19 protein-coding genes are annotated in these 19656 nt (G+C 71.6%); 9 read left to right on the top strand and 10 right to left on the bottom strand.

Going from position 1 to position 19656, the window contains the following annotated elements; translation table 11 throughout:
• Nucleotides 1–170 precede the first annotated feature (170 nt).
• Together HCJ93_RS10585 and dacB are read right to left on the bottom strand one after the other, a co-directional pair.
• Nucleotides 171–1304: an Rv3626c family coenzyme F420 biosynthesis-associated protein gene (locus HCJ93_RS10585; RefSeq protein WP_167993415.1), complete on the bottom strand. Its 1134-nt coding sequence runs from the start codon at nt 1302–1304 to the stop codon at nt 171–173.
• Nucleotides 1305–1426: 122 nt separating this feature from the next.
• Nucleotides 1427–3004 (bottom strand): D-alanyl-D-alanine carboxypeptidase/D-alanyl-D-alanine endopeptidase, encoded by a 1578-nt coding sequence (gene dacB, locus HCJ93_RS10580; RefSeq protein ID WP_167993413.1) that lies wholly within the window; start codon nt 3002–3004, stop codon nt 1427–1429.
• A 79-nt stretch (nt 3005–3083) separates the two neighbouring features.
• Here dacB and HCJ93_RS10575 point away from each other — a divergent pair, with 79 nt between their 5' ends.
• Nucleotides 3084–3578, top strand: a complete 495-nt coding sequence (locus tag HCJ93_RS10575; protein ID WP_167993498.1) for an inorganic diphosphatase — start codon at nt 3084–3086, stop codon at nt 3576–3578.
• 149 nt (nt 3579–3727) lie between these two features.
• A complete protein-coding gene (locus HCJ93_RS10570) occupies nt 3728–5431 on the top strand; it encodes a threonine/serine exporter family protein (RefSeq protein WP_167993412.1) in 1704 nt (567 codons plus the stop codon).
• A gap of 64 nt (nt 5432–5495) precedes the next feature.
• Here HCJ93_RS10570 and HCJ93_RS10565 read toward each other — a convergent pair whose 3' ends face one another.
• Nucleotides 5496–6326, bottom strand: coding sequence for a DedA family protein (locus tag HCJ93_RS10565; RefSeq protein WP_167993410.1), 831 nt, complete (start codon nt 6324–6326; stop codon nt 5496–5498).
• A gap of 188 nt (nt 6327–6514) precedes the next feature.
• On the opposite strand from HCJ93_RS10565, the gene HCJ93_RS10560 reads away from it, so the two are divergent.
• A complete protein-coding gene (locus HCJ93_RS10560; RefSeq protein ID WP_167993409.1) occupies nt 6515–6880 on the top strand; it encodes a YbjQ family protein in 366 nt (121 codons plus the stop codon).
• A 15-nt stretch (nt 6881–6895) separates the two neighbouring features.
• Here HCJ93_RS10560 and HCJ93_RS10555 read toward each other — a convergent pair whose 3' ends face one another.
• Nucleotides 6896–7657, bottom strand: a complete 762-nt coding sequence (locus HCJ93_RS10555; protein WP_167993407.1) for a MerR family transcriptional regulator — start codon at nt 7655–7657, stop codon at nt 6896–6898.
• Between the two features lie 125 nt (nt 7658–7782).
• Here HCJ93_RS10555 and HCJ93_RS10550 point away from each other — a divergent pair, with 125 nt between their 5' ends.
• Both HCJ93_RS10550 and gad read left to right on the top strand, forming a co-directional pair.
• The gene (locus HCJ93_RS10550) at nt 7783–9090 is read left to right on the top strand and encodes an ion channel protein (protein WP_167993405.1); all 1308 of its coding nucleotides are present in this window, start codon (nt 7783–7785) and stop codon (nt 9088–9090) included.
• A 160-nt stretch (nt 9091–9250) separates the two neighbouring features.
• Nucleotides 9251–10660 carry a glutamate decarboxylase gene (gad, locus tag HCJ93_RS10545; protein ID WP_167993403.1) on the top strand — a complete coding sequence of 470 codons (1410 nt, stop codon included), beginning with the start codon at nt 9251–9253 and terminating at the stop codon, nt 10658–10660.
• 69 nt (nt 10661–10729) lie between these two features.
• Here the strand turns inward: gad and HCJ93_RS10540 are convergent, their stop codons facing one another.
• From HCJ93_RS10540 to HCJ93_RS10525, 4 genes are all read right to left on the bottom strand, one after another.
• Nucleotides 10730–11371, bottom strand: coding sequence for a PadR family transcriptional regulator (locus HCJ93_RS10540; protein WP_167993401.1), 642 nt, complete (start codon nt 11369–11371; stop codon nt 10730–10732).
• A 25-nt stretch (nt 11372–11396) separates the two neighbouring features.
• Nucleotides 11397–11945, bottom strand: coding sequence for a DinB family protein (locus tag HCJ93_RS10535; RefSeq protein ID WP_167993399.1), 549 nt, complete (start codon nt 11943–11945; stop codon nt 11397–11399).
• Between the two features lie 142 nt (nt 11946–12087).
• Complete coding sequence (locus tag HCJ93_RS10530) at nt 12088–13548, bottom strand: aldehyde dehydrogenase family protein (protein ID WP_167993397.1); 1461 nt, start codon at nt 13546–13548, stop codon at nt 12088–12090.
• 99 nt (nt 13549–13647) lie between these two features.
• Nucleotides 13648–14529 (bottom strand): Sco1979 family transcriptional regulator, encoded by an 882-nt coding sequence (locus HCJ93_RS10525; protein WP_507201368.1) that lies wholly within the window; start codon nt 14527–14529, stop codon nt 13648–13650.
• A gap of 286 nt (nt 14530–14815) precedes the next feature.
• On the opposite strand from HCJ93_RS10525, the gene HCJ93_RS10520 reads away from it, so the two are divergent.
• On the top strand, nt 14816–15334 hold the full coding sequence (locus tag HCJ93_RS10520; RefSeq protein WP_240967536.1) for an ATP-binding protein: 519 nt from the start codon (nt 14816–14818) through the stop codon (nt 15332–15334).
• Between the two features lie 181 nt (nt 15335–15515).
• On the opposite strand, the gene HCJ93_RS10515 is transcribed toward HCJ93_RS10520, so the two are convergent.
• On the bottom strand, nt 15516–15734 hold the full coding sequence (locus HCJ93_RS10515) for a DUF397 domain-containing protein (protein ID WP_167993493.1): 219 nt from the start codon (nt 15732–15734) through the stop codon (nt 15516–15518).
• A gap of 548 nt (nt 15735–16282) precedes the next feature.
• On the opposite strand from HCJ93_RS10515, the gene HCJ93_RS10510 reads away from it, so the two are divergent.
• Nucleotides 16283–16780 (top strand): hypothetical protein, encoded by a 498-nt coding sequence (locus tag HCJ93_RS10510; protein WP_309141366.1) that lies wholly within the window; start codon nt 16283–16285, stop codon nt 16778–16780.
• Between the two features lie 144 nt (nt 16781–16924).
• A complete protein-coding gene (locus HCJ93_RS10505) occupies nt 16925–17458 on the top strand; it encodes a DUF4232 domain-containing protein (RefSeq protein WP_167993393.1) in 534 nt (177 codons plus the stop codon).
• A 115-nt stretch (nt 17459–17573) separates the two neighbouring features.
• Here HCJ93_RS10505 and HCJ93_RS10500 read toward each other — a convergent pair whose 3' ends face one another.
• On the bottom strand, nt 17574–18701 hold the full coding sequence (locus HCJ93_RS10500; RefSeq protein WP_167993391.1) for a DUF2786 domain-containing protein: 1128 nt from the start codon (nt 18699–18701) through the stop codon (nt 17574–17576).
• Nucleotides 18702–18787: 86 nt separating this feature from the next.
• Here HCJ93_RS10500 and HCJ93_RS10495 point away from each other — a divergent pair, with 86 nt between their 5' ends.
• Nucleotides 18788–19645 (top strand): Clp protease N-terminal domain-containing protein, encoded by an 858-nt coding sequence (locus tag HCJ93_RS10495; protein ID WP_167993389.1) that lies wholly within the window; start codon nt 18788–18790, stop codon nt 19643–19645.
• Nucleotides 19646–19656 lie beyond the last annotated feature (11 nt).

Here is a 19656-nt window from a genome sequence, read left to right as displayed (position 1 = left end):
TGTCCGGTTCCCTTCATGAAGTTGTCGGGGGGTGAGCCCGAGATTCGGTCACGCAGAGTGTGTAGATGGTGACAGAACCGGGCCGTTCCCCGAGCATTGCACGCCTGCCCATGGCTCACGGTCCCTCGGACGGGTGATTGGAGGGGACTCCGCATGCCGTCGTGCGGAGCTTATGCCTCCGGTTTGCGGTGCACCCGTGTGATCCAGTCGGCAGGTCTGGAGATCTCCGCCTTGGTGGGGAGCGTGTTGGGCGAGGTCCACACGCGGTTGAAGCCGTCCATGCCGACCTCCTCGACGACCGCCCGGACGAAACGTTCCCCGTCCCGGTACTGACGCAGCTTGGCGTCCAGGCCCAGCAGCTTGCGCAGCGCCATGTCCAGGCGGGAGGCGCCCTTGGCGCGGCGCTGCTGGAACTTCTCGCGGATCTCGGCGACGGTCGGCACCACCTCGGGTCCCACGCCGTCCATCACGTAGTCGGCATGGCCCTCGAGCAGGGACATCACGGCGGTGAGCCGGCCGAGGATCTCGCGCTGGGCGGGGGTCTGGACGATCTCCACCAGGGAGCGTCCGCCGTCCTCCTCCTCGCCCTCGGGCCGGCCGCCGGCCAGCGTCTGGGCGGCGTCGCGGATGCGCTCCAGGACGGTCATGGGGTCGACGTCGGTCTCCCCCAGGAACGACTGGATCTCGCCCTCCAGGTGGTCGCGCAGCCAGGGCACGGCGCTGAACTGGGTGCGGTGGGTCTCCTCGTGCAGGCACACCCACAGCCGGAAGTCGTGCGGGTCGACGTCGAGTTCGCGTTCGACATGGACCACGTTGGGCGCGACCAGCAGCAGCCGGCCGCCGCCGTTCTCCCCGGCGGGCAGGTCGTGGGTGGCGGGAGCGAAGGTCTCGTACTGGCCGAGGACGCGGGAGGCGAGGAAGGACAGCAGCATGCCCAGCTCGACGCCGGTGACCTTGCCGCCCACGGCGCCCAGCACCGCGTTGCCGGGGCCGGTGCCGCGCCGCTGCTGCATCTTGTCGAGCAGCGGCTTGAGCAGTTCGCGGAATCCGGCGACGTTGGCGCGCACCCAGCCGGGCCGGTCGACCACCAGCACCGGGGTGTCGTGCGTCTCCTCCGTCCCGAGACGGGTGAAGCCCCGCACGTGCCCCTCCGAGGCCTGCGCGTGCCGGCGCAGCTCCGCGACGACCGCCCTGGCCTCGTCGCGGCTCACGTCGGGGCCGGGTCGCATGAGCCGGGTCGCGGTCGCGACCGCGAGGTTCCAGTCGACCATCCCGGAAGAGGCAGCACCACCGATGCTCGTCATGGGTCAACGGTACGTGAGTGCCGGGGAAGCGGGCAGGGCGACGAGATCCCGCGGGCCGGCGGGGCGGGCGCGGGATGCCCGCCCACGGTCACCGTCGGGGCGGGCCGCAACCCCGCCCCGGGTCACCGGCAGCCGCAGCCCGCGAGGGCCGTGGCCGCCTTGTCCAGGGCGTCCTGGGCGGCGCCCCGGTCGGCGCCGGTGCCCAGGAAGGCGAAGGCCAGCAGGCGCCCGTCGCGGTCGACGACGGTGCCCGCAAGGGTGTTGACGCCGGTGAGGGTGCCGGTCTTGGCGCGGACCACGCCGCCCGCCCCGTCGGCGTAGCGGCCGCTGAGGGTGCCGGTGAAGCCGGCGACGGGCAGCCCTGTGAGGACGGGGCGCAGCTCGGGGTGGGCCGGGTCGGCGGCCTTGACCAGCAGCGCGGTGAGCAGGTCGGCGGTGAGCCGGTCGCGGCGGTCCAGGCCGCTGCCGTCGCGCAGCACGGCGCCCTTCAGCGGGACCTTCAGCTTCTGCAGCTGGGCGCGCACCGCCGCCGAGGCACCGGCGAAGTCGGCGCGCTTGCCGGTGGCGATCGCGGTGTGCCGGGCGAGGGCCTCGGCGATGTCGTTGTCGCTGTTGGTCAGCATCCGCTCGACCAGGGCGGACAGCGGGGGCGAGGACACCGAGGCGAGGGTGGCGGCGCGGCTGCTGGACTTCGACGGGCCGGGTGGCGAGGTCTCGACGCCGTGCTTGCGCAGCAGCTCCCCGAAGGTGCGGGCGGCGTCGGCGGCCGGGTCGGGGACGCGGGGGGCGGCGCCGCTGCCGGAGTCGTCGGTGCGGGCCTCGTCGGTCATCAGGGGGGTGATCTCGGCGATGTTGGTGTTCTCGCCGATCGGGTGCCGCCGGTCGCCGGGGTAGAGGGTCTCGTCGTAGGAGAGCGTCACCTTGCGCACGCCCCGCTTGGCGAGGGCGGCGGCGGTCCGCTCCGCGAGGTCGCTCAGCCGGGCCGTGCCGGGTGCGGGCTTCTTCCGGGCGGAGAGGGTGGGGTCGCCGCCGCCGACCAGCACGACCTCCTCGGTGTCGGGCTCGTACGTGGCGCGGGTGGTGAACCGGTGGTCGGGACCGAGCGCGGAGAGCGCCGCGGCGGCGGTGACGATCTTGATGGTGGAGGCGGGGGTGAGCGGGGTGCCGGGTGCGGTGCCGTAGAGGCGTCTGCCGGTGGCCACGTCGACGACCGAGGCGGAGTGGCGGCCGAGCGCCGGGGTCTTGAGCAGCGGGTCGAGGACGGCGGCGAGGGCCTTGCCGCCGGGTGCCGACTTGACGGTGGTGGCGGTGCCGCCGAGGCCGGTGAGCACGGAGGGGGCGCTGGGGGGCGTGCGCGTCTCGCGCGGCGTGCCCGCTCTGCCCCGAGTGCTGCCGTGATCTGTGCCACGCGCGGCTTCCAGGGCGACGGCCCGGTCCCGCTCGGCCGTACGCTGACCCGAGGAGTCCCAGGGGCCGGAGACGGTCACCACGCCGACGGCCAGGGCCAGTCCGGCGGTGGCGGCGGTCGCGGTGTACAGCCAGGGCCTTGGCCGTGAGCCCCGCCTGACCTGCGGTGATCCGGTGCCGATCGACCGTCGCAGCGCATCGCCCACGCGCGCGAGTGACGGTCGTACGGCGTCCGCGATCCGCTCGACACGCGGTCTCGCGCCTCGCCAAGGCCTCAGCTCTGGCACGACCACCAGCCCCTTTCGCGATCACACACCTGCGTGAGGGACACTTAACCACCAGAACTATGTGCTGATCATGGAGGAGCCACCGGTGGAGTTCGACGTCACGATCGAGATCCCGAAGGGTTCGCGGAACAAGTACGAGGTGGACCACGAGACGGGTCGGATCCGCCTGGACCGTCGACTCTTCACCTCGACCGCCTACCCGACCGACTACGGCTTCGTCGAGAACACCCTCGGCGAGGACGGCGACCCGCTGGACGCGCTGGTCATCCTGGACGAGCCGACCTTCCCGGGCTGCCTGATCAAGTGCCGCGCGATCGGCATGTTCCGTATGACGGACGAGGCCGGTGGCGACGACAAGCTGCTGTGCGTCCCGGCGACGGACCCGCGCGTGGAGCACCTGCGGGACATCCACCACGTGTCGGAGTTCGACCGCCTGGAGATCCAGCACTTCTTCGAGGTCTACAAGGACCTGGAGCCCGGCAAGTCGGTGGAGGGCGCCAACTGGGTCGGCCGCGCCGACGCCGAGGCCGAGATCGAGCGGTCCTACAAGCGTTTCAAGGAGCAGGGCGGCCACCACTGAGGCTCCCCGCGGCAGCGAACCGCGAACGGGCCGTACGCCACATGCGTGCGGCCCGTTCCGCTGTGCGTGCGCATACTGAGGCTTGACGGGGCAGGGGCCTCAACGAGAACAGGCAGACCGACCCGAGTCGCACAGGGAGCGCAGCGCAGGTGACGGACGCGGAGGACCGCAAGCCGCAGTCGGACGAGGCGAGGAGTGCCTTCACCCCTCCCGCGGGACTGCCGTCGCCGGCGGAGAGCGAATCGGAGATCACCTCGGAGTTCGCCGTTCCCGAGGGGCTGAGAGTGCCCAGGAACGACTCCGGCGAGTCCGAGACGACCAGCGAGTTCGCGATCCCGGACGGCCTGGAGGTGTCCTCGCCGCAGCCCGCCGAGGCGGAGAGTTCGGCGTTCAGCCCGCCGAAGACCTACAGTGCCCGGCACGCCCCGCCCGCCTTCACACCGCCCGGCGGGACACCGGTCGTCAGCATCACCCCGGACGTGCCCTGGCAGGACCGCATGCGCACCATGCTGCGCATGCCGGTGGCCGAGCGTCCGGCGCCGGAGAAGTCGGCGCCGAAGCCGGAGGAGGGCGGCCCCGCCGTCCCGCGCGTGCTCGACCTGACGCTGCGTATCGGCGAGCTGCTGCTCGCGGGCGGCGAGGGCGCCGAGGACGTGGAGGCGGCGATGTTCGCCGTGTGCCGCTCCTACGGCCTGGACCGCTGCGAACCGAACGTCACCTTCACCCTGCTGTCCATCTCCTACCAGCCGTCGCTGGTCGACGACCCGGTGACCGCCTCCCGCACGGTGCGCCGCCGGGGCACCGACTACACCCGGCTGGCGGCCGTGTACCAGCTGGTGGACGACCTCAGCGACGACGAGACGCACATCACGCTGGAGGAGGCCTACCGGCGGCTGGCGGAGATCCGCCGCAACCGGCACCCGTACCCCAAGTGGGTGCTGACGGTGGCCAGCGGCGGGCTTGCGGGCGCGGCCTCGCTGCTGGTGGGCGGCGGCCCCCTGGTGTTCGTCGCCGCCGCGATCGGCGCGATGCTCGGCGACCGGCTGGCGTGGCTGTGCGCGGGCCGGGGGCTGCCGGAGTTCTACCAGTTCACGGTGGCCGCGATGCCGCCCGCGGCGATCGGCGTGGCGCTGACGCTGGCGCACGCGGATGTGAAGGCGTCCGCGGTGATCACCGGTGGGCTGTTCGCGCTGCTGCCCGGGCGAGCGCTGGTGGCGGGCGTGCAGGACGGTCTGACCGGCTTCTACATCACCGCCTCGGCGCGTCTGCTGGAGGTCCTGTACTTCTTCGTGGGCATCGTCGCCGGCGTGCTGGTGGTGCTCTACTTCGGCGTCCAGCTGGGCGCCAAGCTCAACCCGGACGAGGCGCTGGTGCTCTCCGAGCGGCCGGTGGTGCAGATCCTCGCCTCGATGCTGCTGTCGCTGACGTTCGCGGTGCTGCTGCAGCAGGAGCGGCACACCGTGCTGATGGTGACCCTCAACGGCGGAATCGCCTGGGTGGTGTACGGGGCGATGCGCTACGCCGGCGACATCTCCCCGGTCGCCTCCACGGCCGCGGCGGCCGGGGTGGTCGGCTTGTTCGGCCAGCTGCTGTCGCGGTACCGGTTCGCCTCCGCGCTGCCCTACACCACGGCGGCGATCGGGCCGCTGCTCCCGGGTTCCGCCACGTACTTCGGGCTGCTGGCGATCGCGCAGAACGAGGTCAACACCGGGCTGGTGTACCTCTCGCAGGCGGTGGCCCTGGCGATGGCCATCGCGATCGGGGTGAACCTCGGGTCCGAGATCTCCCGGATGCACCTGCGGATCGGGTCCGCGGAGAAGCGCCGCGCGGCCAAACGGACACGCGGCTTCTGAGGCCCGTCCGCGGCCGGCTCCGGGCTTCCTGTCCGGGACCGGCTCCAGCTCCTGTCCCGACGGGCTACAGGCGCGGGTCGTACGTGCGCTGCGGGTCGTACGGGGGCTGCTGGGCGTCGCCGTAGGGCTGGTGCTGCGGGTGGTACGGCTGCTGGGCGTCGTACGGCTGGTGCGGGTCGATGCGGCGGAGCTGAGTGGTGGGCTCGTCCCGCACCGGGTACTGCGAGTGCTGCTGCTGGGGCTGCGGCTGCTGCGCGGGCCCGGCCTCGGCGGCGCGCTTCTTCTTCCCGCGCTCCCGGAGGTACTCGACGATGATCGGGACCACCGAGAGGAAGACGATCAGGACCAGGATCGCCTCGATGTTGGTCTTGATGAAGGTGATCTGGCCGAGCCAGTAGCCGGCGCAGGTGACGCCCGTGCCCCAGGCGATGCCGCCGATCACGTTGTAGGTGAGGAAGGTGCGGTACCTCATGCGGCCGGCTCCGGCCACGATCGGGGCGAAGGTGCGCACGATGGGCACGAAGCGGGCCAGGACGATGGCCTTCGGGCCGTACTTCTCCATGAAGTCGTGGGCCTTCTCCAGGTTCTCCTGTTTGAAGAGCTTGGAGTTCGGCCGGTTGAAGATCCTCGGCCCGAAGAACTTGCCGATCGTGTAGCCCACCTGGTCGCCGAGGACGGCGGCGATCACGATGAGCGTGCAGACCAGCCACAGCGGCTGGCTGATGTAGTTGCCCTCGGCCACGAAGAGTCCGGCCGTGAACAGCAGGGAGTCACCGGGCAGGAAGGCGAAGAGTCCGGACTCCGCGAAGACGATCAGCAGGATGCCGGGAAGGCTGAAGGTCGAGATCAGGTAGTCCGGGCTCAGCCACTCGGGGCCGAGCGCAAGGGTCGTCACGGGGCTGTGGCTCCTGCTGCTTGAGGGACGTGGGCAAGGCTGGCTGCTCAAACTACCAACGCAGCCGCCCCGGCCCGGGTTCCATGGGCGTACCCAGGATGCACCGGGACACGCCATGGCGCCCCGGCCCGGGTTCCATGGGCGTACCCAGGATGCACCGGGACACGCCATGGGCAAACCTGGTGTCCATGGGCATCGAAGAATACGGCGGTGGACAGGGCCCCGGGGCCGACGTCCTGGTGGTGACCACCAACGACGTGCCCGGCTACCGCGTGCAGCAGGTCGTGGGTGAGGTGTTCGGGCTGACCGTGCGCTCCCGGCACGTCGGCAGCCAGATCGGCGCGGGACTGAAGTCCCTGGTCGGCGGCGAGCTCAAGGGGCTCACCAAGACGCTGGTGGAGACCCGCAACCAGGCCATGGAACGCCTGGTGGAGCAGGCACGCGCACGCGGCGCCAACGGCGTGCTGGCCTTCCGCTTCGATGTGACGGAGGCCGCCGACGTCGGCACCGAGGTGTGCGCCTACGGGACGGCGGTGGTCCTGGCCCGGGAGTGAGCCCCGGGCCAGGGATCACGCGGCGTGCCGGGCGGCGTTGGCGAGGATCGCGTCGCGCAGGTAACGGGCCAGGCCGGGCCTGGCCTTGTCGATGTTCCGCGTGAAGCGCTCGTCGTCGACGAACATCTCGCCCAGGCAGGTGTGCATCTCGTGGCTGCACTCGTAGTGGTTGCGGCAGATGCCCTGGCGGTGGTCCTCGGCGGCGTCCATCGCCGCCTCGGAGTCGGCCGGCTCACCGGCCTCCATCAGGGCGACGAAGCGCCGGGTGAGCTCGTCGCTCTCCGCCTGGATCCGCTGCCAGTCCTCCTTGGTGTAGGAGGCGGCCTTCCGCTGTGACTGGCGGTAGGCGTCGGTGTCGCCCCAGCGCTCGCGCGCCTCCTCCTCGTGCTGATCGGGGTCGAAGTCCCCGAAGACCTCGAACTTCTCCTCGGGCGTGAGGTTGATTCCCATCGTGCGTGCCTCCATGGCCTGCTCCACGGCCGCCGCCATCTTCCGCAGCTTCTCGATCCGGGCGGTCAGCAGTTCGTGCTGGCGGCGCAGGTGCGCGCGCGGGTCCGCGTCCGGGTCGTCGAGCAGGGCGGCGACCTCCTCGAGCGGGAAGCCGAGCTCCCGGTAGAACAGGATCTGCTGCAGCCGGTCGAGGTCGGCGTCGCTGTAACGCCGGTGCCCCGCAGGGCTGCGCTCGCTGGGGACGAGCAGGCCGATGTCGTCGTAGTGGTGCAGGGTGCGCACCGTGACTCCGGCGAAGCCGGCCACCTGTCCGACGGAGTAGCTCACTTCCGCTCCCTTCTCGGTACGCACTTCACGATGAGTCCTCACGCCGCGTGAGGTGCAAGCCCGTTTCCGCCCGCGGGGGTCACACCGGTGCCCCCGCGGGTCACACCGGCTGTGCCACGCCCGAAATGCCCTCTTCGTCCGCTTATCGTGAGCGGGTGATCCAGCACAGCGCGCAGCAGGAGCCCTCCACCGCCCCGGCGCTCGCGCTGCTGCCCACCATCGTCCCCGCCCTGCTCGTCGGCATCGCGGCGAGCCTGGTGCTGCTGGGCGTCGAGGCGGCGGCCGAGCAGCTGGAGCATCTGCTGTGGCGGGACCTGCCGGATGCGATCGGGGTCGGCAGGTACTCCGTGCTGTGGATGTGCACGGTGCTGTTCGCCACGGCCGTCGCGGTGGGCCTGGTGGTGTGGAAGGCGCCCGGGCACGCCGGTCCCGACCCGGCGACGACAGGGCTCGACGCGCCCGTGCTGCCGCCGGTGGTGCTGCCGGGGCTGGTGCTGGCCACCGGTCTGATGCTGGCGGGCGGCCCGAGCCTGGGCCCGGAGAACCCGGTCATCGCGGTGAACGTCTCACTGGCGGTCCGGCTCGGCACGAGGGCCTTCCCCGGGGCGCCGGAGAAGGGCTGGGTGGCGCTGGCGGAGGCGGCGACCATCGGGGCGCTGTTCGGCACGCCGGTGGCCGCGGCGCTGATCATCTCCGAGGCGCTGGCCGGGCAGCGGATCAAGGGGCAGCTGTGGGACAGCCTCTTCGCTCCGCTGCTCGCCGCGGCGGCCGGGGCGATCACCGTCACCCTGGTGGCCCAGCCCGTCTTCGACCTGGGCCTGCCCCCGTTCGGCCACCCGGGCTGGACCGATCTGCTCGCCGCCGTGACCGTCGCCCTGGCGGGCGCGCTGCTCGGCATGGGCGCCGTATACGCCTTCCCCCACGTGCACGCCGCCTTCCGGCGGCTGCGGCACCCGATGCTGATGCTCCCCGCGGGCGGCCTGGTGCTGGGCGGCCTGGCGGCGCTCGGCGGGCATCTGACCCTCTTCAAGGGGCTCGACGAGATGACCGAACTGGGGCACGACCCCGGGGGCTGGTCGGCGGGCGAGTTCGCGGTGATGGCGGTGGTGAAGGTGGCGGCCATGCTGGTCGCCGCCTCCTGCGGCTTCCGCGGCGGGCGGATCTTCCCCGCCGTGTTCGCCGGCACCGCGCTCGGGCTGTGCGCCCACGCCCTGGTGCCCGAGGTGCATGTGGCGGTGGGGGTGGCGGCGGCGGTGCTCGGGATGCTGCTCGCCATCACCCGGCAGGGCTGGCTGAGCCTCTTCGTCGCCGCCGTGCTGGTCACCTCGCCCGGCGTGATCACGCTGCTGGTGCTCGCCTCGCTGCCGGCCTGGCTGCTGGTGACCGGGCGCCCGCAGATGCAGCTCGGTCCGGACGGACGGGCGGTGCGCTGACCGTGCCGACGTCCGCCCGGCCGCCCCCGTCTCCCCTGCCTCTTCTATCTCTTCTGTCTCTTCTGTCTCCGCCTGTCTCCCCTGACTTCCCTGACTCCCCTGTCTTTCCTGCCTCCCCTCACCGATCCCACCCCGCATTCCGGCAGACCTAGGAGGACCCATGCCGCTCAGCCAGGGCCCGAAGGGCCACGAGCGTCCCCTGTCCGTCAATCCCTTCCTGGGGGCCGCCAACCCGGTGGGCGGCATGACCGGGGCGCCGCCCAAGCACCGGCTGCCCGAGCACCCCATGGCGCCCTCGACGGCGTATCAGCTGGTCCACGACGAGCTGATGCTGGACGGCAACGCCCGGCTGAACCTGGCCACCTTCGTCACCACCTGGATGGAGCCGGAGGCCGGGGCGCTGATGATGGAGTGCCGGGACAAGAACATGATCGACAAGGACGAGTACCCGCGCACCGCCGAGCTGGAGCGGCGCTGCGTGGCGATGCTCGCCGACCTGTGGCACGCGCCCGACCCGTCGGCGGCCGTGGGCTGTTCGACCACCGGCTCCAGCGAGGCGTGCATGCTCGCCGGGATGGCGCTCAAACGCCGCTGGGCGCTGCGCAACGCCGACCGCTACCCGTCCAGGGACGCCCGTCCCAACCTCGTCATGGGCATCAATGTGCAGGTCTGCTGGGAGAAGTTCTGCAACTTCTGGGAGGTGGAGGCCCGTCAGGTGCCGATGGAGGGCGAGCGGTTCCACCTGGACCCGCAGGCCGCCGCCGAGCTGTGCGACGAGAACACCATCGGCGTCGTCGGCATCCTGGGCTCCACCTTCGACGGCTCCTACGAGCCGATCGCCGAACTGTGCGCGGCACTGGACGCGCTGCAGGAGCGCACCGGGCTCGACATCCCGGTGCATGTCGACGGGGCGTCCGGCGCGATGATCGCGCCGTTCCTCGACGAGGACCTGGTGTGGGACTTCCGGCTGCCGCGGGTGGCGTCGATCAACACCTCGGGGCACAAGTACGGGCTGGTCTACCCCGGTGTCGGCTGGGCGCTGTGGCGCAGCTCGGAGGCGCTGCCCGAGGAGCTGGTGTTCCGGGTGAACTACCTGGGCGGCGACATGCCGACCTTCGCGCTGAACTTCTCCCGCCCGGGCGCCCAGGTGGCCGCCCAGTACTACACCTTCCTGCGGCTGGGCCGGCGGGGCTTCAAGGCCGTGCAGCAGGCCTCCCGGGACGTCGCTCAGTCACTCGCCGGACGCATCGAGGCGATGGGCGACTTCCGGCTGCTGACCAGGGGCGACCAGCTCCCGGTGCTCGCCTTCACCACCGCCGACGGCGTCACCTCCTACGACGTCTTCGACGTGGCCCGGCGGATGCGCGAGAACGGCTGGCTGGTGCCCGCCTACACCTTCCCCGCGAACCGACAGGACCTGTCGGTGCTGCGCCTGGTGTGCCGCAACGGCTTCTCCGAGGACCTTGCCGACCTCTTCGAGGCCGACCTGACCCGCCTCCTGCCACAACTCCGCGCCCAGCCACGGCCCCTCACCGAGGACAGGGCCACGGCCACGGCGTTCCACCACTGACCGGCCGCGTCCCGCTCGCGGGGGCCCGGCCGGGGCTCCGGCCGGGCCCCTGATCCCACCGGCCGGGTGTCAGCGCTCGTCGTCCGGATGGCGCTCGTCCGTCGCGTAGGGGTTCTCCTCGCCCTCGGACAGGACACCGACGAAGGGCTCGCCCTCACCGGCGAAGGTGTAGGCGCCGCCGCGGATCCGCTCGATCAGACCGCGGGTCCAGGCGGCGCCGGCGTCGGCCGAGTGGATCCAGAAGTCCATGATCTCGCCGATGTGCCCGAGCTGTGCCGGCCCGTCCTCCGGGACGTAGTACTCGGTGACCGACGTGCGCCACTCCTCGATCGCCCGCACCCGCTCCTCCAGCAGGGCAAGGGCCTCCGCGCGTTCGAGGTCGACCATGAAGCCGAGGGCGGCGGAGAGCACGTCCGGCTTCTGGTCGTAGGACGTCAGCGACGCGCGCAGCAGCCGGAAGTACTCCTCGGTGCCCTGCTCGGTGATCTCGTACTCGGTGCGGGGAGGCCCGCCGGCCGTGGACGGGGCGACCTCGTGCGCGTGCAGCAGGCCCTGCTTCGCCATCTGCTTCAGGGCGTGGTAGATCGAGCCCGGCTTGGCGTTGGACCACTCGTGCGCGCCCCAGTACTCCAGGTCGTTGCGCACCTGGTAGCCGTGGGCCCGCCCGTGCTGGCGCACCGCGCCCAGCACGAGAAGACGGATCGCTGACATGGGGCCAGCGTAGGACCCGGGCGGATCAGCCCCGGTCCGTGTCCCGCTCCATGGCCACCAGCTCGAAGGCGGTCCTCCCGTCCAGCGACTCGCGGATGATGTCGGCGTGACCGGCGTGCCGGGCGGTCTCGCGGATCAGGTGCAGACACAGCCAGCGCATCGACACCCGTCCCTCGGGCGGGAACCAGGGCTGGTCCGGCAGGGCGAAGGTGTCGTCCAGGCCGGGCACCGAGCGGATGAACGACTCGGTCTCCGCCGCCACCTTCTCGTAGTACGCGAGCTGCTCCTCGACGGTCTCGTCGCCGACCAGGCGGAAGCACTCGTCCCAGTTCGACTCGTCGCGGGCCACGGCCGGCTGCTCACCCCTGGCGCGGGCGACCCACCCCTGCTCGACCTCGGCGACATGCTTGATCAGCCCGGCGAGGGACAGCTCGCTCGCGGAGGGGCGGGACGTGGCCTGCTCGTGGGTGAGTCCGAGCACCGTCCGGCGCAGGTCGTCGCGCTGCTCGGCCAGGAACGCCAGCAGCGCTCCCCGCTCGTCGCCCGGTGCCGTGGCGGGAACGTGAGTGACCATGACCGGCCGCCTTTCGTTCGGATGGGGGCGTCGCCCCTGGGCTTGCCTGACACCGACGACGGTACGGGCCCTTGCGGTCAGCTTCTGTCCGCAAGGGCCCGGGCGTCCGAACGAGGGTGCGCGCCGGCTCCAGCCGCCGGCTCTAGAAGGGGAAGCGGCTCCTGCCGTGCTGGACGGAGATCCACTTCAGGGTGGTGAACGCCTCCAGCGTGCCCTCGCCGTTGAGGCGGCCCAGCCCCGAGTGCTTCTCGCCGCCGAAGGGGACGATCGGCTCGTCGTGGACGGTGCCGTCGTTCACATGGAACATCCCGGTCTCGATCCGCCTGGCGAAGGCCACGCCCCGCTCGATGTCCCCGGTGTGCACCGCACCGCTCAGGCCGTACGGAGTGTCGTTGACGATGCGGACGGCCTCCTCCTCGCCGTCGAACGGCACCAGGAAGGCCACCGGTCCGAACACCTCCTGCCGCAGCAGGTCGGAGCCGGCCGGTACGTCGCCGAGGACGACCGGCTCGAGGAGGTTGTCCCGCCGGCCGCCGCGCACCAGTGCCGTGGCGCCCTCGGCGAGGGCCTGCTCGACGGCGGCGCAGACGGCGTCCGCCTGCGAGGAGTTGATCACCGGGCCGATCACCGTCTCCGGGTCGCGCGGGTCACCCGCCTTCAGGGACCGCACCTTGGCGACGAACTTCTCGGTGAACTCCCCGGCCACCGACCGGTCGACCAGGATCCGGTTGGCGGCCATGCAGACCTGCCCCTGGTGCACGTAGCGGCTGAAGACCGCCGCGTCCACCGCGTAGTCGACGTCGGCGTCGTCGAGCACCACCAGGGCGCTGTTGCCGCCCAGCTCGAGCACCGAGCGCTTGAAGCCGGCGGCGCAGACCGTGGCCACATGGCGGCCGACCCGGTCGGAGCCGGTGAAGGAGATGACCTTGGGGACCGGGTGCTCGATGAAGGCGTCGCCGATCTCGGCGATGTCGGTGACGACGACGTTCAGCAGTCCGGCCGGCAGCCCGGCGTCCTCGAAGATCTTCGCGATCAGGGTGCCGCCGACGACCGGGGTGTTCTGGTGCGGCTTGAGCACCACGGCGTTGCCGAGGGCGAGCGCCGGGGCGACCGACTTGATGGAGAGGAAGAAGGGGAAGTTGAAGGGGCTGATCACACCGACCACGCCGACCGGGACCCGGTAGAGGCGGTTCTCCTTGCCGTCGGCGGGCGAGGGGATGATCCGGCCCTCGGGCGCCAGCGCCAGATTGACCGCCTCGCGCAGGAACTCCTTGGCCAGGTGGATCTCGAAGCCCGCCTTCAGGCGGGTGCCGCCCAGCTCGGCGATGATCGCCTCGGTTATCTCCTCCTCCCGCTCCTCGATGAGTCCGAGGGCCTTCTCGAACACCGCCCGGCGCGCGTACGGGTTGGTGCCGGCCCACGGCTTCTGCGCCCGGGCGGCCGCCCGGTACGCCTGGTCGATCTCGTCGGCCGTGGCGATGGTGATCGACGCCAGCTTCTCGTCGTCGTACGGGTTGAAGTCGATGATGTCCCAGGAGCCGCTGCCCGGACGCCACTCACCGTCGATGTACTGCTGCGCCAGGTCGGTGAAGTACGACGACATGTGATCCCTCAATCCCCTGCTGCCGAAGCAGAACCCAGATCAGTCACGGTCCGATCAACCTCTGCTCAAAGCCTGATCGAGCGTCATCGTACTTGTGTTTCAGGAGAGTTGAAGGAGACCTCGGAGAAGGTCCCGGCTCTCCGAGGGACCGGGGCTGTCCTGCTGGAGCTCCTTGAGCGCCTTCTCGTACTGGGCCACGTCCTCGGCCTTGTCCAGATACAGGGCGCTGGTGAGCTGCTCCAGGTAGACGACGTCCGACAGATCGGACTCGGGGAAGCTGAGGATGGTGAACGCACCGGACTCGCCGGAGTGCCCGCCGAAGCTGAACGGCATCACCTGCAGGCGCACATTGGGCCGCTCGGAGATCTCGATCAGGTGCTGGAGCTGGCCGCGCATCACCTGGCGGTCGCCGTAGGGGCGGCGCAGGGCTGCCTCGTCGAGCACGATGTGGAATTCGGGGGCGTTCTCCGCCACCAGGCACTTCTGCCGCTCCAGCCGCAGCGCCACCCGGCGCTCCACGTCCGCCTCGCAGGCGCCCTTCATGCCGCGCCGCACCACCGCACGGGCGTACTCCTCGGTCTGCAGCAGACCGTGCACGAACTGCACCTCGTACGCCCGGATCAGGGAGGCCGCGCCCTCCAGGCCGACATAGGTGGGGAACCAGCTCGGCAGGACGTCCGAGTAACTGTGCCACCAGCCCGCGACATTCGCCTCCCGGGCGAGCGACAGCAGCGAGGCGCGCTCCTGCTCGTCCGTGATGCCGTACAGCGTCAGCAGGTCCTCCACGTCCCTGGTCTTGAAGCTCACCCGGCCCAGCTCCATCCGGCTGATCTTCGATTCGGAGGCGCGGATCGAGTAACCCGCCGCCTCGCGCGTGATTCCCCGTGCCTCACGCAGTCGCCTGAGTTGTGATCCGAGCAGCATGCGCCGCACCACCGATCCCGGCTCTCCCGCGCTCACGTTCGCCAGCCTCCCCAACATCCGCAGGGCCCGCAGTCTGCCACTAAAACACTCCGAGCAGTACTCGTCCGGTTACAGAAACGGAATCCAGCCAAGCAAACCGGTCGGGAACGAACACCGAGGGGGTCGCGCCTCAGCCAGAAGAGGAGGTGAAGATGACGGAAAAATTAACCAACAACCGGTACGGGCAAGCCCATTTCGGTCAGCTGCACGTGCATCTGCCCTTGCATCTGCTGTACGCATCCGAAACCATGGTCCCCGCACCACCGCCGCCTCGCCAGCACGCGAATTTCCGGGAGTGCCTCGCATGGGGACGAATGGATCGACCATGCTCGAGCCGTTACGGCAGGGCCTTCCGCCGCTGGACCCCGCGGCCGTGTCCGACGCCGCCTCCTGCGCCCTTCCCGCCCGGTACGAAGCGGTGGGCGACGCCAGGCGGTTCACCCGCGGAACCCTGGACCAGTGGGATCTGAGCGAGCGGTTCGACGATGTGTGCCTGGTCGTCTCCGAACTGGTCACCAACGCGCTGCGGCACGCCCTCCCGGCGAACGCCCCGCGGCTGCCCGGACAGGACCCGCCGGTGCGGCTGCACCTGATGCGGTGGACCGAGCGGCTGGTGTGCGCGGTGCGGGATCCGAGCGAGGAGAGCCCGGTCACCCGGGAGACCGACGACTTCTCCGCCGAGTCGGGCCGGGGCCTGTTCCTCGTCGACTCCTTCAGCGACGGCTGGGGCTGGCACCCGATGGCCGGCGGGCTCGGCGGGAAGGTGGTCTGGGCGCTGTTCCGTCTTCAGCGTGCGGGCGCATGCCCGCACCCCGCCGACTGACGCCGGGCGTTCTCTTGTCGCGCCGCGGTTCTACGCGCGTCGAGCGCCGGGCCGGGGCGCAGCGCGCGGTCACGGTCCTGGAATGCCTCACGGCGCGGGGAAGCCGCATGACTCCGGGAAGCCGCACGGCCCCGCACAGCCTCACGGCCGTGGTGGGCCCGGGCCGCGCCCCGGCCGCCGGTCAGCCGGCGATCAGGTGGTCGAACTCGCCGTCCTTCGCACCCAGCAGCATCGCCTCGATCTCCGCACGCGTGTAGACGAGTGCGGGACCGTCGGGGAAGCGTGAGTTGCGCACGGCGACCTCCCCTCCGGGCAGCCGCGCGAACTCCACGCAGGAACCCTGCGAGTTGCTGTGCCGGCTCTTCTGCCAGGCCACACCGACCAGCCTGGTGGCCGCCATGCCGTTGTACACGCCGGACACCTCGCCGCCGTCGTACACGTCACCGTCGAACACGTCACCGTCGTACACGTCGTGGTCCACAGGTCGCTCCCCGGTGTGCACTGGCTGGTGTGGCTGGTGATGCCATGGTCAACTGACTCGGATCATAGCTTCGTTCCTGTGCAAATGCATGAGCAGATGCACGTGCACGCGGGGTCATCCTGCGACTACAGCGTCCCTGCGCCGGACAGCCCCCGCTGTAGGTGAGACGCAGCAGGGGGCTTTTGTGTTCCCTTGAACTATCTCCGTGACGGCCCAACGGCCTTTTCCAGCCGTATGCCCGAGCCGTCCGCGGGGTTCCGGCGGGTGCTCTCTGCCCGGCCGTGCCGGTCCGGCGCGGCCGCGCACCGTGGGCCGGGCCCGCCCGGCGCGGCCCGTGACGGTGTTGTGCGAGGTACGTCACCGGGGTGGTGAGGTGACTGGCGAGTACGGTTAGCTGGCTCCGGCCGCTTCTCAGGCCGGTGCGGCCGGAAACGACTAGGGGGCTTGCAGTGACTTCGGTGTCTTCGGTGACCTTCTCGCGCGTCCGCGTGGCGGCCCTGGCCCTGGGGCTGGCCGGCACGCTCGCTCTCACCGGGTGCAGCGACGACGACGGCGGCTCCGGTGACTCCAAGGCGAGCCCGACCCCGTCCGCGACCGCGCCCGGCGGCGACGGCGCCACGGCCTCCCCGGAGGCGAAGGGGAGCGACCTGGAGGGCAGCTGGCTCGCCACGACCGGCGGCAAGGCGGTGGCCCTGGTGGTCAACGGTGAGCAGGCCGGCCTCTTCGCCACCGGCGGCACCGTCTGCAGCGGCTCCGCCCGCGAGGACGCCGGGACCACGACGATCCGCCTGAAGTGCACCGACGGCGACAAGGACCGGGCGACCGGCACGGTCGAGTCGGTCAGCGGGAAGTCCCTGAAGGTCACCTGGGACAGCGGTCTGGGGACGGAGACCTACCAGAAGGCGGAGGGCGGCACACTGCCTCCGGGTCTGCCGACCGAGGGGCTGGAGTCCGCCGCGCCGTGAGGCCGTGCGGCGCCGTGCCGGCCCCGGTGAGGTGAGGATGCCGCAGAGGTGAGGACGCCGCAGTGCGCCCGGCGAGGTCCTGGCACGGACGAGGGGTCCCGTGGGCGATGATCGGAGTGCACCTCCACACACCCAGGGGACCTCATGCGCGCCGTACCGATCGCCGTCACCGCCCTGTCCGCCCTTGTGCTGCTGACCGCCTGCGACGACGGGGGCGGGGGCGGCAAGTCCGGGCAGTCCGGGGGCCGGGCCTGCGCGATCGACACGGTGAGCATGGAGGCCGGCCCGGCCAGCGTCGCCCCGGCCGCCGGTGACACCGGTGAGGTGCCGGTCAGCTTCACCAACCAGAGCAGCGAATGCACCCTGGAGGGTTTCCCCCAGGTGCGTCTGACCGGCGCCGGCGGTTCTTCCGTGACCCGTGAGGTGCCCCCGGCCGAGGGCGCCAAGGCCCAGAAACTCACCCTGGCCAAGGGTGAGTCGGCGGCGTTCACCGTGACCTATGTCCGGGGAGCGAGCGGTTCCGGGTCGTTCCGGGCCAAGGATCTGCGGGTCGTCTTCCCCAGCGAGGCCGGCGACCCCAGCACCCGTGTCTTCCGGTGGTCGTACGGGCCCATCGCGGCCGGTGACGGGGAGGAGCTGGAGGTCTCGGTCAGCGCCTACCAGAGGATCGGGGACTGAGAAGATCGGGGACTGCGGAGTTCCGGCGGACGGCACCGCACGCCGTCAGGCCACTTTCGTCGGGCCGGGTCCGTCAGGCCGGATCCGTCGGACCGGATCCGTCGGACCGGATCCGTCAGGGCAGGTGCGGGCGGGGCCCGACCTGCGCCGCGTCCGCGGCCCGGGCGCCCTCCTGCCATCCCGCCGCGTCGCTCACCCCGCGCAGCCGGGTGGTCGTGGTCTGCGGGAACAGCCGCTCCAGCCGCTCGGTGACCGCCGCCTCGCGGGAGGCGAGGACGGGCAGCAGATCGTCGGTCACCTGGGTCTCGGCGGCCCGGGCCAGGCGCGTCCCCACCCGGTGGGCGTAGGCCGCGAGGAAGGACTGCCGGAAGGTCTTGGTGCGCTTCCGGCCGCCGGCCCGCTGGGCGGCCTCCGCCCTGGTCATCGCGGTCGTGGCCTGCACCAGCAGTGAGGTGTGGAGCAGCTCGACCGCCTCCAGGTCGGGGGCGAAGCCGACCACGGTGGAGAAGCCGAGGGCCTCGTTCCACACCGCCCGGCAGCGGTTGGCGCTCGCGACCGCGTCCAGCAGCACCGCCTTGGCCTGCTCGTACGGCGGCTCCACGCCGATCCGGCAGGCGGTGGGCGTCTGCGCCACGGGCGCCCCGGCGGCGAGCAGCGCCGCGTCGACGCTGTGCCGGGCCATCAGTTCCTGCGCCTTGGCGCTGAGCGCCTCCGCCTCCTCGGGGAAGCCGGTCGCCTCGGCCTTGGCCAGCAGTGCCCGGATGCGGGCGAGCATGCGCGACTCCGGGTGCCGGTCGCCCCCGCCCCGGGCGGCGGCCGTCTCCTCGAGCGGCTCCAGCGGGGGCAGGCGCAGCAGCAGGCGGTACAGCTCCAGTACGGCGGTGGCGTGCGAGAAGCGGTCACCGCGCTCCGAGCGTCCCGCCTTGCCGTCGGGGAGGGCGGCCAGCTGGGCGGTCCAGCGCGCGCTCCGGGGACGGTCGTCGTGCCGCGCCTGGGCGCGGATCAGCGCCACCACGAGTCCCACGTGCACCTCCTCCAGCTCCCGCCGCACGAACCGGACGACATCGGCGGGCTGCCAGCCGCGCCGCCAGGCCGCGGCGACGAACTCCCGGCCGCGCCGGTCGAGTTCGGCGTCGGCCGCCGGATCGGCGGCGAGCAGGGACGCGCCGGTGTCGAGGCCGTCGTCGCCGGTGTCGTGGAGGGCGGCGCGGAAGGCGCGGTCGACGGTGCTGGACGTACTCACGGGCCCGATCGTGTCATGCGGCGCGGTTCACCCGTGAGTGTCAACGGGCGGTTGACAGTGCACGGGTGTCAACTTACGGTTGACACATGACGACGAACCCCATCATCACGTCATCCGTACGTCTCGACGACCTCATCGCGGCCATCAAGAAGGTCCACGACGAGCCCCTCGAACAGCTCCGGGACGCGGTGCTCGCCGGGGAGCACCTCGGCGATGTCGCCGACCATCTGATCGGCCACTTCGTGGACCAGGCCCGTCGCTCCGGCGCCTCCTGGACGGACATCGGCAAGAGCATGGGCGTCACCCGGCAGGCGGCGCAGAAGCGCTTCGTGCCCAGGGAGACCGCGTCACTCGACCCGAACGAGGGCTTCAACCGCTACACCCCGCGCGCCCGCAACGTGGTGATGGCCGCGCACAACGAGGCCAAGGCCGCCCGCAACGCCGAGGGCGTGCCCGAGCACCTGGTCCTCGGTCTGCTCAGCGAGCCGGAGGGCCTGGCCGGCGTGGCGATCACCAAGCAGGGCGTCACCCTGGAGGCGGTGCGCGAGGCGGCGAGCGCGGCGCTGCCGCCGGGCGTGGAGGAGGCGCCCGAGCTGGTGCCGTACGGCCCGGCGGCCAAGAAGGTCCTGGAACTCACCTTCCGCGAGGCGCTGCGCCTCGGCCACAACTACATCGGCACCGAGCACATCCTGCTCGCCCTGCTGGAGCACGAGAACGGCGAGGGCGTCCTCAGCGGCCTCGGCATCACCAAGGAGCGCACCGAGGAGTGGCTCCTCGAGGTGCTCTCGCAGATCCAGCTCGCGCAGCCGGGTGGCGGGACGGAGAACGCGAAGGGCGAGAAGGCCGAGAAGGGCGGGAAGAACGAGAGGGCCGAGCGCGAGCGGGCCGAGGGGGCCGAGGGGAACGAAAAGAGCGGGGAGGCCGAAGGCGGGACCGAGGGCTGACGTCCCGGGCC

The organism is Streptomyces composti (genome assembly GCF_012034205.1).
In the GTDB taxonomy this organism is placed as follows: Bacteria; Actinomycetota; Actinomycetes; order Streptomycetales; family Streptomycetaceae; genus Streptomyces; species Streptomyces composti.
Note: the sequence above shows the minus strand (reverse complement) of the source record. Positions and strands in the feature narration are given on the sequence as shown.